This window comes from Herbivorax alkaliphila, assembly GCF_030848475.1.
In the GTDB taxonomy this organism is placed as follows: Bacteria; Bacillota; Clostridia; order Acetivibrionales; family Acetivibrionaceae; genus Herbivorax.
The window spans coordinates 111,281-129,586 of record NZ_JAVDDS010000005.1 but is presented as its reverse complement, the minus strand read 5'-3'; the positions used below and the strand labels follow the sequence as shown (position 1 = coordinate 129,586).

The window sequence follows — 18,306 nt, the reverse complement described above, 5'->3', positions numbered from 1 at the left end:
AATAGTTGAAAATACAGAGGTTGTCATTTCAATAAACGAGGACAATAGAAATATATATACCCATGTGAACATGCCGGATGATGAGTATTATGTAGAGGCATGGCTGGCAGATATAGACCTTTCAAATACAAATCACAGCTACAGTTCATTAGGTACTCTAAGAGGTGTATATCCTTTAGACTATATTGAAGTTACAGTAAAAGGTTCTATGTATGATGATACACGTAACTAACCTATTAAAATAACCACGGGGACAGTCCCCGTGGTTACCCTAGTTATGGTTTTGCCCTGTTGCTTTTAATAGTGTTTTTTGTCGAATTTTAAGAAGTATTGAATTAAGCTTTTATTTTATGAATTTATGATGTATAGTGACTATAGTAATTTTTAAAAAGTTACTCCCCTAAATCCCGTAGCGTTCTCCCTTCTCTTCTTTGGAATGCACGGGATATTTTTTTTAAAAAGCTATTGCTAAAAGTCATAAGTCCATTCTGACACCATAGTTTTTAAGCCACTCTTTGCGTCTTTCATAATCATGAAGTACATTTGAAATCATATCCCAAAACTCATTAGAATGGTTTTTATAATACATATGACACATTTCATGAACAACTATATAGTCTAGTACGTGGGAAGGAGCCATTACACAGCGCCAGTTAAATAATAACTCATTAGTTGAGGTACAGCTTGCCCAACGCTTTTGTTGATCTCTAACCTTTACACCAGTTGTTTTTTTCCTAAAGAAATGCTCATAGTACTTTATTCTCTCCATGACTTTTTCTGAAGTCTTTTCTCTATACCAGTTTTTCATTGCATTTTTAATTAATTTCTCATCTTTTTTTTGAAGTGTTACATAAAACTTTCCTCTATATAATTTTACATCAGCATTTTTTATTTTATCATTAATATGTATTTGCAAAGAATAATTACGCCCTAAATACATAAAAGATTCACCATTTACAAATTCTCTCTGTATTTTTCTATACTCCATGCTTTTAAAAGTAAAAAGCTTTTGCACAATCCAAGAACCTTTACTTTTAACTTTCTTTTGTATAATTTTTTCATCAGTTCCGCATGGTGCAATTACAAATACCTTATCAGGTGGTTCAACACTTATTTCCATTGTTTTTCTATCTTTATGTGACACATCATATTTTATTATTCTCGTTCCAAATTTAACACATGACTGCATTTTGAATTTCCTCTATTCTATATTTGCAAAATGTTTTTTAGCAAGTTGTAAAAGTGGTTGTACTAAATGCTTTCTATCATTTAAGCTAATCTTTTTGAAATATTTCTTAGTAAGTAGCATAAAAATTTGTCTCTCAATTTCAGAAGTTTTTGATTGATTGTTAACCCAATCAATCATATAGTTATCACTAACAATCGAAGAAACATTTTGGGCTATATCCTTTGAAAGCTCAATTATTCCCGATTCAATATATACGGCATCTCCTTCTTGAGGCTTTTTAGTTGATTCTTTTTCTGTCAAATGATTTTTTATAGTTTCAAAAAAAGCATATTCTTTTAAACTAAGTCCTAATTCATCAGCTTGATGAACTTCACCAGTATTTACATCTTTTAATATAAACTTTTCTAATTTTTTCTTTCTTTCAGTCCAGTTATTTTTGGTTTCCTCTAAGATTTTTTTAAGCTTTTCCATTAAGTTTGTATAGTATACTGGATTGTCATCCATTTTAAGCTGTATAACATGCTTTACTGCGTGTTCCATTGAAGATGCAACAGATTCATCAGATTTTAATTTATTTGCTTTATCTTTAAACTCAGGGTCAAATAAAGTCATTGGCTTTATCCAACTTTTTACCCCTAAAGATTGCAGATGTTCATTTATGATATCTTTAATCTTTTGTCCACAGTCTGATATATCCAAATCCTTTTGAGGTTCAAACCTTGCTTTTGCCGCTGCTCGTAAGTATGACAGCCATCTTAAATCGTTAATATTTTCAGTGGAAACATGATTAGGGAGTATCTGCTCCATTGAACTTGCAAACCTTTTATATGCAAGTTCAAATTCGGCTCTCTTGTCCTCTGGGGCTAAAACTTTAACCAGCTCATCCAAATTATTTTTATCAACTCCAGTAAACATTGCCATAACAGATTCGCGATAAGAGAGCATTTGCTTGTAGATACCATCTATTGACTGCATTGGCTGTCCTAATTCTTCTTTATCAAATATATCAAGGGCATCTTCTAAAAAATTTGTAATGCCGTAATAATCAACAACATAACCACATTTTTTGGCTTCTCCACATGTTCTATTAACTCTTGCTATTGCCTGTAGCAAATTATGCTCTTTTAGGGGTCTGTCTAAGTACATAACCTGCTCAACAGGTGCATCAAAGCCTGTAAGCAACATATCCTTTACAATCAAAAAACACAGTTTATCATCTTTTGCAGGTTTTAAAAATCTTTTTATAATTACATCTTGCTGTGCTTTAGTTGTAAAATGCTCCTTTAAATGAGGCTTATCATTATTTGAAACCTTTGAAAATATTATTTTTGCCTCTAGAGGTTCTCCTGTAATTTCTCTCATATATTGTGTCAATGCATTATAATATTTAACACAAGCTTCTCTAGATACACACACTACCTGAGCTTTAAATCCATTTGCATATATCTGCTCTTTATAGTGTTTTAGCATATCTTTTGAAATATCTATAATTCTATCGTCTGACTCAACAATTGTCCTCTTATTTGCATGCTTTTGCTTGATAGTCTCTTTTTCTTCTTCTGATTTATCTTCAAAAGCCTGTTCAAAAAGTTCTTCTAATGTATCACCTTTAATTTGAAGTTCAGGTTTTCTTCCCTCATACACTATTTTTACAGTTGCCCCATCACTAACTGCTTGGTGTATGCTATATTTATCAATATAAGATCCAAAAGTCCTTTTAGTGGACTTATCTTTTCTGTCAATAGGTGTGCCGGTAAACCCTAAAAATACTGCACTAGGAAGAGCATTTCTCATGTTTTTAGCTGTACTTTTATATTGACTTCTATGAGCTTCATCTGTAAGCACTATCACATTTGACTTTGTAGTTAAAACAGGGAATTCTTTTTCCAAAATTAAAGAAGACTTTTGCACACTGTCCTTTAATGTTTCTCTTTTTTCTTTTTCACTTTGGAATTTTTGAATTGTTGTCATTATAATTTGAGGTTGTGCATTAGATAAAAGTTCTTTCATCTGTTGTACACTATCTGCTTGAACAGGAGTTGTAATACCTGATAATGTGCGTATAAAAGTATTATATATCTGATTGTCTAAATCAATTCTATCTGTTACGACAACAATTGTAGCATCCATCAATTGGGCGGTTCTTTTTATTTTTCGTGCTAAAAACACCATACTAAGAGATTTTCCAGAACCTTGAGTATGCCATATAATACCACCTCTTGAAAGAGGATCCTTACCATTTATAATTTTATCTAGAGCTTTATTAACTGCTCTAAATTGCTGATAGCGACTAATCTTTTTAATTCTTGTTGCAGATTCACTATCAGATTCATATAAAATGAAGTTTTTCATAATGTCAATTAAATTGTTTTTCTCCAATACTCCTTGTAATAAAAGGTTTTGACCGTTGTTGTCTACATTTTCTATTTGATTTTTTAAAAAGGGATATGGATCTTTCCACTCTAAATAATGTCCATAATGAGAACTTATTGTGCCAATATATCCATGATATTTATTTAAAATACAGGTAAAAAAGTTGGTGTAAAAAAGCCTTTTTGCACCTTCAACCATGTTAGATTCTCTTAAATCCATATACCTTCTAAGCTGCTCATATGCTTCGGTTTTACCTGTGTTTTCATTTTTATTTTTTTCTAAAAAAGGAGATTTACATTCCAGCACAACTACAGGAATACCATTTACAAATATAACAATGTCAGGAATAATTTTCTCGCTCTGTCCCTTAACAATAAACTGTCTTGTAACAATAAACTCATTATTATATATATCATCCCAGTCAATAAATTTTACTGTGTGAAATTTACGTTTGCGACTGCCATAAGCACTTTGTTCTATGGAATAATTCAAGTTTACAACTGCATCATAAATCTTTTCATTAATTTCAAGAATTGTAGCACCTAGATTTTCAGGCCTAGTAAGATACTTAATTGCATTATTGACACTGTCTATATTCATCCATGGATTGAGTTTTTTTAAAGCCTTTTCAAGTCTTCTAACTAAAATTACTTCTGTGTCAGAATCCCGTTCTCCTTTTTGGGGAGTAAGCTGATTTCCATGTATAAACTGATAACCCAATCTTTCTTGCAAATAATGTATTGCTGGTAGTTCCACAAGCGTTTCTTCATTGCCAAGATGAGTCATGCTGTATGCCCCCTAAATTATCTAATCTATTTTCAATATATCACCGCAAAATAGCATTGTCAATATTATTCAATCTCTAAACTTTTACTCTTATTTTACCTGTAAGTAATTTTTGCATAAGTCCCTTTTTTAAGGTCTGGAGTTTTTCTTTTTTTGCTTCACATTGTTCTATTTTTGTGTCAATAGTGTATAGAATATCTGAAATTTCACATTGTTCTTCAATTTTAGGTAGAGGTATTTTAAGCTCTTTTAAATCTTTAGTTCTAATTGCAGTAAATGTGCTTCCTTGGCAGTACTTTTCAAATAGTAATTTTCTACTTAGTAGCAAATAAAAAATATATTTATATTTTATAATATTATTTTCTCTAATTGCTGCAAGTCCTCTTCCAATACACGCTTTAACATTATTTATATTGACATCTCCAACAGGTGCCCTAACAGAAATTAATATATCTTTGGGATTTGATATTTTAGTAGGTTTGGAACACCATTTTTTAACTACTGGATTCAAAGCACCAAATTCTGTTTTACCCTGAAAAAATGGTATACCCTCTCCTTTATCATTATATGAAGAAGATAAAGGTGATTGTCCCATTACTATTTCTGAAACCTCTCCCAACCTTCTCACTTCCCACTCTAAAGGTATCTCTCCTATTTCTGTTTTTTTAAATTCTGTATGCCCGATTCCTTTTGTTAGTAACTTCTGCATTAATCCCTTTTTCAATATTTTTGTCTTTTCAATCAAAGCATCTGTTTGTTCTATTTGCTCATCTACAGTAGATAGTATATCTGCTATTTTTTGTTGTTCTTTTAGTGGGGGTATAAAGATTAATAATTTTCTTAATTCAACTAAACCTATTCTTAATCTTGTTGTTCCAGTACAACAGGATATAGCTTGTTTTCTAAAGTATTTGCTATTGATTGAATAAATTATATAATCAGTTTCATATTTATTTTTATCAACTGATAGACGTATTCCATCAGAACACATTAAAAATCTTTCTTCAATATTAGGTATTTTACAAGCTCGAGCAACTGGTTCTGCCATCTTTGCAATTATAATATCTCCTGGAAATATATTGCTTCCGATTAACTCATCTGCTTTTTCTTTTGATGTATATATGGTATAATCATAATTAAATTTTCCCTCTCCTATATTTTGCAATTGAATCACTCTAATACCTTTGAAGGTATAATCACTTGACTTCAAGTTTGATCCAAAAGGTCCACCTATAAAAGAGTATTTATCACTTTTGTTAACTGTATTAATTAGCTTCCTAACTTCCCAGTCAACTGGAATTTCTCCCAACTCTGTTTGCTTATATCCTTTTTTCATGTCCTTTTCACCTGCCCCCTAAATAATCTCATAATCCAAGTCTTGTAAATACTCGTTCAACTTCTCTTCAGTATCTGTTATATCCATCTTTATATCCCTAATATCTTGCAAAACCAACTCTATATCAATTTCTTCCTCTTCCTCTGTTGTATCAACATACCTGCTGATATTTAAATTATAGTCATTATCCTTAATAGCATCTAAATCAACTACCGATGCATATTTATCCACATCTTTATATTCATCAAACGCCTTCACAATATTATCTATATTCTCATCACGAAGCTTATTCTTATTGCCGTTTTTCACAAAACCAGCACTTGCATCAATAAAAAGCACCTTTCCCTTTCTCTCTAAAGGCTTATTCTTATTTATAATAAGAAGTGCTGCTGGAATTCCTGTACCATAAAACAAATTAGCAGGAAGTCCAATAACTGCTTCTATTAGGTCATCCTTTAATAATCCTTTTCTGATTTTTCCTTCACCGCCACCTCTAAAGAGAACTCCGTGTGGCACCACTGTTCCCATTTTACCTTTACTGTTAAGACTTGCAACCATGTGGCATACAAATGCCAAGTCTCCATAAGATTTTGGAGGTATTCCATATAAAAACCTGTGATATGAATCTGCTTGTGCCTCTTCATGTCCCCAGTTGTCCAAGGAAAAAGGAGGATTTGCAAGTACCTTGTCAAAAGTCTTTAACACTCCGCCTTCACGATGCATTGGTTCTCTTATTGTATCACCTTTTTGAATATCTGTTCCCTTTGTATCGTGAAATAGTAAATTCATTTTTGCAATAGCCCAGGTAGAAAGGTTAATTTCTTGACCATATAGGGAAGTGTTTTTCCAGTTGCCTCCATGATCTTTTATGTATTGAATACTTTTAATTAACATACCTGCACTTCCTACAGTTGGATCATATATTCTATCACCTTCTTGGGGCTTTAAAATGTTTACCAAGACGGCAACAACTTCTGATGGTGTATAAAATTCCCCGCCTTTTTTCCCACCTTCATCAGCAAACTTTTTTATTAAATACTGATAGGCATCTCCGAGTACATCATGACTTTCAAGATTGTTATCATCTAATTTTATTGAATCAAACAGCAGTAATAATTGAGACAGTTTCTTGTCAGGAACTCTCTCTTTATCATTATAGTTTGCTGTAGTTAAAACCCCTACAAGTTCAGAATTTTTAGATTCATCTTCTATTCCTTTAAAAGCCTTGTCCAATTCAGGTCCAATATTAAGGTTTAAATTCTTTAATTTATGCCATCTTGCACTTGAGGGAACAAAAAAAGTCTCATACATAGTTGGATCTTCTAAAATTGTCTCTATTTCTTTTTCGTCCATTCCCTGTTCTTTAAATTCATTCTTCTTAGAAATTTTCTCATATTCAAATTGGTCATTCATTCTCTTTAAAAATAAAAGACCAAATGTATAGTCTTTATACTCTGCTGCACTTAAGTTTCCACGTAAAATATCAGCAGCTTTCCAAAGTGTACTTTCTAACTTTTGCAAGGTTAGTTTCTCCATAAGTCTTATTACCTCTTATCTAATTATTTTTTAACTCAGGTACAATTTTACTACAAGTTTAGATAATGATAAACAGATATTTTTAAAATTCTTGAATCAATAAATCTAGTATGAATTTTTACAAGGGATATTAATAAATTTAATAGTGATAAAACATTAGATGAAAAATTTTTCACCCTGTTGCGTTTATTAATATTTTTTGTCGAATTTTAAGAAGTATTGAATTAAGCTTTTATTTTAAGAATTTTTATTATATAGTTGGCTATAGTAATTTAAAAAGTTACTCCCCTAAATCCCGTGACATTCTCCCTTCTCTTCTTTGGAATGCACGGGGTGTTTTTTTGTCTTTTTTAACAATATATATACAAAAGTCTCTTTATATGCAAAAAGAATTATAAAATCAGGCAGTGACTTTAATTTTTATAACTAATATAATAGTAAACATATAATGTTTTTTTAAACTTACGAAATCATCTCTTAAACTGATGAGAGTGTAAGTTTAAATTTACAAAAACCCTTAAGATAATGCTGATGTATTGACGATTTCTATCACATCTATTAATAATGGATTCGTACCATTTCAATAGACGTGTTTGTAAATCATAGAAGAGATAAACTGCTGCTTTTTTCAGTAAATTTCAGGTGGCTTTCAGAATTTACTAAAAAGGGGCGGTTTTTTTTGAGTCAGTTTGATATTTGTGGTTAAATTGAGTATCATTAATGATGAGAGAACAGCTATCAACAATTAAGACAAGAGAACCGTCCCCTTGTCTGGTTTTGTGGAAGAAAGGAACTGGTTTTATGAATATAATGACGTTGGAGAAAATGTCTAAAAGCTATAGTGAAAAGGTATTATTTGATGAAATATCTCTTGGAATAAATGAAGGAGACAAAATAGGGCTGATTGGAATAAATGGTACAGGTAAGTCAACTCTTTTGAAAATAATTGCAGGTATTGAATATGCTAATAGTGGAAAAATTCAAAAGGGAAGCAGCGTAAACATAGAGTACTTGCCTCAAAATCCGACTTTTGATGATAAAAATACTGTTTTAGAGCAAATTTTTAAAGGAAGTTCGCCAGTAATGCAGGCAATAAGAGAGTATGAACTTTTGATGGCAAAATATAATAAGACTAAAGACGAAAAAATAAAAAATGCTTTAACGTCTGTAATGCAGCGTATGGATGCTTTAGATGCTTGGACATTTGAAAATGAGGCAAAAATTATTTTAACAAAGCTTGGTATAGTTGACTTTGAAGCAGAAGTAGGAAAGCTTTCAGGGGGACAGAGAAAACGAATTTCTATGGCAGGAGCATTGATAAACCCAGCAGATCTTTTAATTCTTGATGAACCTACAAACCATGTTGACAGCACAGCTGTGCATTGGCTTGAAAATCATCTAAACGGCATTAAAGGTGCACTTATAATGGTTACTCATGACAGGTATTTTTTAGACAGGGTGGTAAACAGGATTATTGAACTGCATAATGGTAAACTTTACAGTTATCAAGCCAATTACAGTAAATTTTTAGAGCTTAAATTGGAAAGAGAAGAAATGGAGCAGGCTTCTGAAAAAAAGAGACAAAATTTATACAGAAGAGAATTGCATTGGATAAAAAAAGGTGTAAAGGCAAGAACAACAAAGCAAAAGGCTCGTATAGAGAGATTTGAAAAGCTTCAGAATGAAGAAAGTCCAGTATCTTATGAGGGCATTGAAATAAAATCTGGAAAATCTAGGCTGGGCAAAAAAACAATAGAGCTTTCAAATATTCATAAAAGCTTTGGAGAAAAAAAGATTATTGGACAATTTGATTATCTTTTATTAAAAGATGATAGAATAGGTGTTGTAGGTGCTAATGGCAGTGGTAAGTCAACACTTTTAAACATTATATCAGGGAAAATAAAGCCTGATATAGGAAATGTAGAAGTAGGAGAAACGGTTAAGATAGGATTTTTCTCTCAGGAAAATGAGGATTTAGATGAAAATTTAAGAGTTATAGAATATATAAAAAATGTTGCAGAGTATTTGGATACAGGAGATGGAAAAATTACTGCATCACAAATGCTTGAAAGGTTTTTATTTCCACCGCATCTTCAGTGGGCTCTAATTTCAAAATTATCAGGTGGAGAGAAGAGAAGATTGTATTTATTAAAAGTTCTAATGGGTGCTCCTAATGTATTATTACTAGATGAGCCTACAAATGACTTAGATACCCAGACACTTACCATATTAGAGAGCTATTTAGATGATTTTAAAGGGGCTGTGATAGCTGTATCCCATGACAGATACTTTTTAGACAGAGTGGCTCAAAAGATTTTTGCCTTTAGAGGAAATGGAGTAATTAATAAATATACAGGCAATTATTCAGATTATTTTGAAAAAGTTCAACAAAAAGAAATAGAGAAAAAAAATGAGAGTTCTAAACTTAAAAAAGATGAAAACAACAAAAAAACAGATAACAGCAACAACAACAGAACCTTAAAGTTTACATTTAAAGAAAAGAGAGAGTTTAAAGAGATAGATGGAGTAGTTGAAAAGCTTGAAGAGGAATTATCTGAAGTTAATTCTCAAATTGAAGAATCAACAAGTGATTACAAAAAATTAGAAGAATTAATTGAGAAGAGGGGAGATGTTGAGAAAAAACTTAATGAAGCAATAGAAAGGTGGGCATACCTTAATGATTTAGCTGAGGAAATTGAAAAAAATAAAAACTAATATTTTCTACCTATTAATAAAATTTTTTTATTGATAGTATAACTAAACACCTGAATGCAAATAAATATAGGTAATTGTAGTGAATAAAAATTTTGATTTGAGGTAAGAGATGAGCATCAGGGATAGTTTTGAAAAGTGGAAGGACTATTTATGGATAATAATAGGGGCATTTGTTGCGGCTGCAGGAATTAATATTTTTATAGTTCCATATAAAATTGCACCTGGGGGAGTCAGTGGAATAGCTACGGTACTATACTATTTAAGTGGTGAAAGGTTTCCGGTGGGAGCCACTATGCTTGTGTTTAACATTCCATTATTTATATTGGGAATTCGATTTATTGGAAAAAAGTTTGCTTTAAAAACTCTTTTTGGTACAATATTTCTTTCTATAATTATAGATGTAACAAAACCCATCGGAACGTATTTTGTGGATACATTTCTCTTAACCCCTGAAATTCGGGATCATTCTCCTGATATCCTTTTATATTCAATGTTTGGAGGACTTCTCTTGGGAATAGGACTGGGATTGGTATTTAGATCGGGAGCTACTACAGGAGGTACAGATCTTGCTGCTAGAATGGTGAATCAATTTACCCCTGCACTGACAATAGGACAGACGTTGTTGTTTATTGATTTTAGTGTAATTTTATTTGCGGCAGTTACTTTTCAAAGTTTTCAACTTGCATTATATGCAATTGTTACACTATACATAAGTACAAAGATAATAGATGCTATTTTAGAAGGAGTTAGCTTTGCCAAAGCATTGTTTATTATATCGGATATGCCGGAAATAATAGCACCTAGAATCATGAAAGAGCTGGATAGAGGAGTTACGGCATTAAAAGGTACAGGGATGTATACAAGAAACGATAAGCAGGTCTTGCTCTGTGTCGTACACAGAGGACAGCTTATGACACTTAAAAGAATTGTTAACGATACAGACGAAAAAGCGTTTATAATTTTAACGGATATAAGAGAGGTGCTGGGAGAAGGATTTAAAAAGTAAGTTTACTTATGATAAAGATTAACATCATGGTTTTATATTGGAATAACCCTTCCAGTTTTCACTAGACGAAAATTGATTAATGTAGTATACTATTGTAATAAAAATGCTAGGAGTTGTTATAATGGATGATAAAAAAGTAAAAGAACTTAAAAAACAGGCCACAGTAATAAGAAAGCACGTAATAGAAGCAGTTTATAATGCGAAATCTGGACATCCAGGCGGTTCACTTTCTAGTGCTGATATACTTACTGTGCTATATTTTAATGAAATGCGTGTAGATTCTAACAAACCTGATTGGGAAGACAGGGACAGGTTTGTATTATCAAAAGGACATTGTTCTCCAGTGCTTTATGGAACTTTGGCAGAAAAAGGATTTTTTGCTGTTGAGGAAATAAAGAAGTTTAGGCAGGCAGATAGTTTTCTTGAAGGACATCCAAGCATGCGAAATGTACCAGGTGTTGATATGTCCACCGGGTCATTAGCTCAGGGAATATCAACTGCAGTGGGCATGGCTCTTGCTGGAAAACTTGACAAAAAGAATTATAATGTATTTGCACTTTTAGGAGATGGAGAAATACAAGAAGGTCAGGTTTGGGAAGCGTTAATGTGTGCAGCCCATTATAAGCTTGACAATTTAATTGCATTTTTAGATCACAACGGACTTCAAATAGATGGGAAAATCACAGATGTTATGTCTCCTGAGCCGGTGGTAGATAAATTTAAGGCTTTTGGTTGGAATGTTATTACCATTGATGCTCATGATTATAATCAGATACAAGAAGCTATAAGTGAAGGAAAGAAAACAGAGGGCAAGCCTACAATGATTGTTGCAGAGTCTGTTAAAGGAAAAGGTGTTTCTTTTATGGAAAATGAAGCAGGCTGGCACGGAGCTCCTCCTAATGATGAGCAGCGAGATGAGGCTATTGCTCAATTAGATGAACTTTTGAAAACAATGGAGGTGGAGTAATATGAAAGTAGCAACAAGAGCAGCTTACGGTAAAGCGTTAGCAGAAATAGGTGCAGATGAGAATATAGTGGTTTTAGATGCGGATCTTTCAAAATCAACAAAGACAGAGTCATTTAAGAAAGAGTATCCTGAAAGATTTATAAATATGGGAATTGCAGAGTCTAATATGATGTCTGTTGCTGCTGGTATTGCATCATGTGGCAAAACAGTATTTGCAAGCACTTTTGCAATGTTTGCTTCAGGCAGGGCTTTTGAACAGGTTAGAAATTCAATAGCTTACCCTAAATTAAATGTTAAAATAGGTGCAACTCACGCAGGGATTTCTGTTGGAGAAGATGGAGCGTCTCATCAGTGTATTGAAGATATTGCTACAATGAGGGTTATACCAAATATGACAGTGCTTTGTCCAGCTGATGGAGTTGAGGCAAGACAGGCAATTATTGCAGCTCATAAGACGGAAGGACCTTTCTACATAAGGCTTGCAAGACTTGCAACTCCTATTTTGTTTGATGAAAATAATTATAAATTTGAATTAGGTAAAGGTGTTACTATGAAAGAAGGTTCTGACGTTACAATAATGGCAACTGGAATGATGGTTTCAGAAGCTGTTGAGGCTGTTGAAGTGTTAAAAAATGAAGGAATAAATGCAAGACTTGTTAACATTCATACAATAAAGCCTATAGATAAGGACATTATAATAAAGGCAGCTAAAGAAACTGGTGCTATTGTTACATGCGAAGAGCACAATATAATGGGAGGCTTTGGAAGTGCAGTTGCTGAAGTTTTAGTTAAAAACTGTCCTGTGCCTTTAAGAATGGTTGGAGTTCAGGATAAGTTTGGTAAGTCAGGTAAACCAGCAGATCTTATGAAAATGTTTGGACTTACAGCCCAGGATATTGTTGCAAATGTTAAAGATGTTATTAAAACAAAATAAATAAACTTTTAAAAAATAGACTTACTTAAAGCTTTAAGTAAGTCTATTTTTGTAAATTACTTGGAAAGAGGGTTTTTGATGAAAAGGTTAAAAAAAATATTGATTACAACAGCAACAATATTTTTAATTGCAATAATTTTTTCTATCAATTCATTTGCTGGTTCTTTTTTTGAAAATTTTAATGAGGGAAACAATCAAATAGAACAGGGGAATTTCAAAGAAGCGATAGAGTACTTTGACAGAGCTATAGAATTAGACCCGTCAATACCTGAATCATATTACAATAAAGGACTTGCACTACAAAATCTTCAAAGATATGATGAAGCATTAGAACAATATGAAAAATCTTTAGAATATAATGCTAATTTTTTAGATGCACATATAAATAGAACAGTTATTTTTTTTGAAAATTATAGTCCAAAAGAGGCTTTAGAATCAGCTAAAAAGTCAATTGAATTAGATTCTAAGGATTTGTCAGCTAATTATTTAATGGGATCGGCATTAGCTATAAATGAGAGATATGATGAGGCGATAGAGTATTATGATGTTGTTATCAATATGAATCCAGGGGAGGATATTTTAAGTGATGTCTACACAGATAAAGCATCTGTTTTAGTAGAAATAAGTAAATGGGAAGAAGCTATAACTTATAGTGATAAAGCCATTGAGGTGTACCCTCAAAATTCAATAGCATATATAATAAAAAGTATTTCTTTAGCCAATATAGGGGAATTTGAAGAAGCTCTTGTGTTATGCAGGAAGAGCATTGAATTAGATTCTTTAAACCCAGTTTCGTACAGTACCAAAGCATTTTTATTAAATGGGTTAGGGAGAAATGAAGAGGCTTTAGAGAAAATTAAAAAAGCAGAAGAATTAAATCATTTCAATAATATAGAAGTCACAATTGAAATTTTAATAAATAAATCAGCAATTTTAGTGGAGCTTGAAAGATTTGAAGAGGCTCTTGAAGAAATAGACAGTATAATGGAAATAGACAATTCTATTTATGAGGCATATGCAAACAGATGTTTTGTATTATCGGAAATTGGAAGAAGCGAAGAGGCTGTAAAAGAAGGAACTAATGCTATAGAATTAAATTCAGATAATCCTATAGGATATTTAAACAGAGCAAAGGCATTTGTTGATATAGGAAAATATGACAGGGCAATTGAGGACAGTAATAAAACAATTCAGTTGGCGATGGATGATGAAGATGGTAACAAAGCAATTCATATGGTGATGGATGATGAAGATACTATTTCTAGGGCTTATGTGAACATGGGAAATGCACTTTCGGGAAAAGGTGAACATGATGAGGCAATTCAAGTGTATAAAAAAGCACTTGATAATCAGGTGGATGTTGATTTATTAAGCAAAATTAATGTAAATATTGGAAATGCTTTTTTAGAAAAAGAAGATTACGATGAAGCAATAAAACATGCAGATATTGCAATTGAATTAAAGGAAAAAACTCATAAGGCTTATATTGTAAAAAGCGGAGCTTTCTTGGGAACCTATCAAGGGGAAGATGCTTTAGAGTACGCTTTAAAGGCTATAGATACAAAGCCTGACAGTTTTTTAGCATACAAAAGTAAAGGTCTAGCACTGGAAAGGCTAGGAGATTTAGAAGAGGCTGTTATTGCTTTTGATAAGGCAATTGAACTGGACTCTCATGGTGAAATAACTGATTTAGTGGAATATAGAAAAAGAAACGTGGAAGCAAAAATAGCACTTAGAAAAGTACTTACATTTTTTCTGGTACTTGTATTAATATCAGTTGTTTTAATAGTTATAATAATTATAAGGATGAGAAAAAGGAAAAAAGGTTCACAAAATAGAATGGACTTTTAAATGAGCATTAATAAAATACACTCTTGAATTATTAATCAAACCTCTATATAATAATTAAGAAGCGAAAGGGAATACTCTGTAAATAGTTGTATAATACTGTTTTAAAAAATGTAACTAAGGAATGCTTTAGAAATAACTGCGTGTTCTCAAGGACAAAACCTTAATGATTTAACGGGTATTGGACGATGAGAATCGGATTTTACTAATAATGAAAAACATAAATAAATTTTATAAAAACAAATAGGAGGATTAAAAATGAAATTTGGTTTTTTTGATGACGTAAATAAAGAGTATGTTATTACTCAACCCAAGACACCTTATCCGTGGATTAACTATTTAGGAACGGAAGAATTTTTTTCACTGGTTTCAAATACAGCTGGAGGATATTCATTTTACAGGGATGCAAGATTAAGACGTATTACAAGGTATAGGTATAATAATGTGCCTATAGATATGGGCGGTCGTTATTTTTACATACATGATAATGGGGATTTCTGGTCTCCAGGATGGTCACCTGTTAAAAAAGATCTTGAAAGCTATGAGTGTAGACATGGTTTGGGATATACAAAAATTAAGGGAAAGAGAAATGGAATAAGCAGTGAAGTTACATGCTTTGTTCCACTTAATTATAATGGTGAAGTGCAAAAGGTGGTCTTAAAAAATGAGACTTCAGAAAACAAAAAGATAACACTATTTTCATTTGTTGAATTTTGTTTGTGGAATGCACAGGATGATATGACAAACTTCCAGAGAAACTTTAATACTGGTGAAGTTGAAATTAAAGATTCTGTTATATACCATAAAACTGAGTATAAAGAGCGTAGAAATCACTATTCATTTTATTCTGTAAATGAAAAAATAACTGGATTTGACAGTGACAGAGAAAGTTTTATAGGGCTTTATAATGGTTTTGAAGCTCCTGATGCAGTTGTAAATGGAAAGTCTAAAAATTCTGTTGCTGATGGATGGTCCCCTGTAGCATCTCACAGCATTGATGTTGAATTAAAGCCAGGTGAGCAAAAAGATCTTGTGTTTATACTAGGCTATGTTGAGAATAAACAGGAAGAAAAGTGGGAGTCAAAAGGTGTAATCAACAAAAAGAAAGCTAATGAAATGATAGATAAGTTTAAGACGTCAGAAGATGTGGACAAGTCTTTAGAAGAGCTAAATAAATATTGGACGGATCTTCTTTCTAAGTATACAGTTGAAAGTAATGATGATAAATTAAACCGTATGGTTAACATATGGAACCAGTATCAGTGTATGGTTACATTTAATATGTCAAGAAGTGCATCATATTTTGAATCAGGTATAGGAAGGGGAATGGGCTTTAGAGACTCAAATCAGGACTTGTTAGGATTTGTTCATCAGATACCTGAAAGAGCAAAGGAAAGACTTCTAGATATTGCGGCGACACAGCTTGAAGATGGTGGAGCATATCACCAGTATCAGCCTCTTACTAAGAAAGGTAATAATGAAATAGGTGGAAATTTTAATGACGATCCACTATGGCTTATTATGGCAGTTGCTGCTTATATTAAGGAAACTGGAGATTATGCAATACTAGACGAAATGGTTCCGTTTGATAATGATGACAGCAAAGCAGATACAATGCTTGAGCACCTTAAGAGATCTTTCTATCATGTTATAAACAATTTAGGGCCTAATGGTCTACCTCTAATAGGAAGGGCAGACTGGAATGACTGTTTGAATTTAAACTGTTTCTCAAATGAACCAGGAGAATCTTTCCAGACAACTACAAGTAAGGATGGTAAGGTTGCAGAATCTGTTATGATTGCAGGTATGTTTGTATATATTGGAGATGACTATATTAAATTATGTGAACACAGAGGTCTTCATGATGAAGCTAAAGCTGCAAAAGGACATATTGACAAAATGAAGGAAACTGTAATGGAGCATGGCTATGATGGAGAATGGTTCTTAAGAGCATATGATGACTTTGGGAAAAAAGTTGGAAGCAAGGAAAATGAAGAGGGTAAGATTTTTATTGAATCCCAGGGTTTTTGTGTAATGGCAGGTCTTGGACTTGAAGATGGAAAGGCATTAAAGGCAATGGATTCAGTTAAAAAATATCTGGATACGCCTTATGGATTGGTTCTTCAAAATCCTGCATTTACAAAATACTATATTGAATATGGTGAAATATCCACTTACCCTGCTGGATATAAAGAAAATGCAGGAATCTTCTGTCACAATAATGCTTGGATAGTATGTGCAGAAACTGTTCTTGGAAGAGGGGACATGGCGTTTGACTATTATTCAAAGATTGCTCCTGCATATACAGAGGAGATTAGTGAAATACACAAACTTGAGCCATATGTATATGCTCAGATGGTTGCAGGTAAAGACGCTAAACGTCATGGTGAAGCAAAGAACTCATGGCTTACAGGAACAGCAGCTTGGAACTTTGTTGCAATATCCCAGTGGATACTTGGAATAAAGCCAGGATTTGACGGACTTGAAATTGATCCTTGTATTCCAAAAGACTGGGATGGATATAAAGTTTCAAGATGGTATAGAGGTTCAACTTATGAAATTACAGTGAAAAATCCTGACCGGGTTTCAAAAGGAGTGAAGAAGGTAGTTGTAGATGGAAAAGAAATAGAAGGTACTTCACTTCCAGTATTTAATGACGGCAAGGAGCACACTGTTGAAGTAACAATGGGCTAAAAATGAGACAGGTGAGACAGGGGGACGGTTCTCTTGTCTCACTTTTTTTGAAAGTGGGACAAGAGAACCGTCCCCCTGTCTTGCGAGGGAGAATTTTTATGAGATTACTTGATAAAATGGAAAGAAAGTTGGGAAGGTTTGCAATAAAGGGATTAATTATGCACATTGTAGTATTTAACATGCTTGTGTATCTATTAAGCTTTGTTCAAGATGATTTATTTAATGCTGATATCACCTTAAGACTTGCACTTATTCCCGAGCTTGTTATGCAGGGTGAAGTGTGGAGGCTTATAACATTTATCTTTATACCTCCTCCAGCAAGTCCTATATTTATTATCTTTGCTCTGCTTTTAATCTACAGGTTTGGAACAGGATTAGAGCAGGAGTGGGGAAGCTTTAAATTCAATATATACTATTTGGTAGGGATTTTGGCTACTATAGCAGGGGCGATGATTAGTGGTTACCCACATGTAAGTCCTCACTATTTAAATTTGTCTCTTTTATTTGGATTTGCAAGATTTCATCCAAATTATGAAATTCGATTATTACTAATGCTACCTGTTAAGTTGAAATATATAGCCTGGGCTAACTGGGGGCTTATGGGATACATGTTTTTAGGCGGAAACACACCTATAAGAATAGCAGTGGGAGCAGCGGTGCTTAATTATTTTCTTTTCTTTGGAAAAGAAATATTCTTTAAATCAAAAATGAGAAGTGGCTCTGTTGTTAGAAAGGCAAAATATCAACAAGGTTTAAAAATAAAAGATACCATCCATAAGTGTACAGTTTGTGGTATAACAGAAAAAGATGATCCCCAAATGGAGTTTAGATACTGTTCTACTTGTGAAGGTGATTATGAATACTGTATGGATCATCTTAAGAATCATGAACATATAAAAAAACCAAAATATTAAAAAAACTA

The 18,306-nt window shown here is 32.7% G+C and carries 12 protein-coding genes; 8 read left to right on the top strand and 4 right to left on the bottom strand.

All coding sequences use genetic code 11. The features are described 5' to 3' along the window. Nucleotides 1–232 (top strand): hypothetical protein (locus RBH29_RS03135; RefSeq protein WP_459076751.1); only part of this gene is annotated, 232 nt, incomplete at its 5' end. 243 nt (nucleotides 233–475) lie between these two features. Here the strand turns inward: RBH29_RS03135 and RBH29_RS03130 are convergent. The 4 genes from RBH29_RS03130 to RBH29_RS03115 all read right to left on the bottom strand — a co-directional run bounded on the left by RBH29_RS03130 (nucleotide 476) and on the right by RBH29_RS03115 (nucleotide 7,220). Then, entirely contained in the window at nucleotides 476–1,189 is a 714-nt protein-coding gene (locus tag RBH29_RS03130) for a M48 family metallopeptidase (protein WP_306695067.1), read from the bottom strand. Nucleotides 1,190–1,201: 12 nt separating this feature from the next. Next, complete coding sequence (locus RBH29_RS03125; protein WP_306695066.1) at nucleotides 1,202–4,348, bottom strand: type I restriction endonuclease subunit R; 3,147 nt, start codon at nucleotides 4,346–4,348, stop codon at nucleotides 1,202–1,204. 76 nt (nucleotides 4,349–4,424) lie between these two features. Beyond that, nucleotides 4,425–5,684, bottom strand: a complete 1,260-nt coding sequence (locus tag RBH29_RS03120; RefSeq protein WP_306695065.1) for a restriction endonuclease subunit S — start codon at nucleotides 5,682–5,684, stop codon at nucleotides 4,425–4,427. Nucleotides 5,685–5,702: 18 nt separating this feature from the next. Next, nucleotides 5,703–7,220: a type I restriction-modification system subunit M gene (locus tag RBH29_RS03115; protein WP_306695063.1), complete on the bottom strand. Its 1,518-nt coding sequence runs from the start codon at nucleotides 7,218–7,220 to the stop codon at nucleotides 5,703–5,705. An 801-nt stretch (nucleotides 7,221–8,021) separates the two neighbouring features. Between RBH29_RS03115 and RBH29_RS03110 the strand changes: the two genes are divergently transcribed. The 7 genes from RBH29_RS03110 to RBH29_RS03080 all read left to right on the top strand — a co-directional run bounded on the left by RBH29_RS03110 (nucleotide 8,022) and on the right by RBH29_RS03080 (nucleotide 18,298). Continuing rightward, on the top strand, nucleotides 8,022–9,935 hold the full coding sequence (locus RBH29_RS03110) for an ABC-F family ATP-binding cassette domain-containing protein (protein ID WP_306695071.1): 1,914 nt from the start codon (nucleotides 8,022–8,024) through the stop codon (nucleotides 9,933–9,935). 109 nt (nucleotides 9,936–10,044) lie between these two features. Further along, complete coding sequence (locus tag RBH29_RS03105) at nucleotides 10,045–10,941, top strand: YitT family protein (protein WP_306695061.1); 897 nt, start codon at nucleotides 10,045–10,047, stop codon at nucleotides 10,939–10,941. A 121-nt stretch (nucleotides 10,942–11,062) separates the two neighbouring features. Next, nucleotides 11,063–11,908 carry a transketolase gene (locus RBH29_RS03100; protein ID WP_306695059.1) on the top strand — a complete coding sequence of 282 codons (846 nt, stop codon included), beginning with the start codon at nucleotides 11,063–11,065 and terminating at the stop codon, nucleotides 11,906–11,908. A gap of 1 nt (nucleotide 11,909) precedes the next feature. Then, nucleotides 11,910–12,842 carry a transketolase family protein gene (locus RBH29_RS03095; protein WP_306695057.1) on the top strand — a complete coding sequence of 311 codons (933 nt, stop codon included), beginning with the start codon at nucleotides 11,910–11,912 and terminating at the stop codon, nucleotides 12,840–12,842. Between the two features lie 78 nt (nucleotides 12,843–12,920). Then, entirely contained in the window at nucleotides 12,921–14,693 is a 1,773-nt protein-coding gene (locus tag RBH29_RS03090) for a tetratricopeptide repeat protein (RefSeq protein ID WP_306695056.1), read from the top strand. A gap of 255 nt (nucleotides 14,694–14,948) precedes the next feature. Beyond that, nucleotides 14,949–17,384 (top strand): GH36-type glycosyl hydrolase domain-containing protein, encoded by a 2,436-nt coding sequence (locus RBH29_RS03085; RefSeq protein ID WP_306695054.1) that lies wholly within the window; start codon nucleotides 14,949–14,951, stop codon nucleotides 17,382–17,384. A gap of 98 nt (nucleotides 17,385–17,482) precedes the next feature. Further along, on the top strand, nucleotides 17,483–18,298 hold the full coding sequence (locus RBH29_RS03080) for a rhomboid family intramembrane serine protease (RefSeq protein ID WP_306695052.1): 816 nt from the start codon (nucleotides 17,483–17,485) through the stop codon (nucleotides 18,296–18,298). Nucleotides 18,299–18,306: the final 8 nt, after the last annotated feature.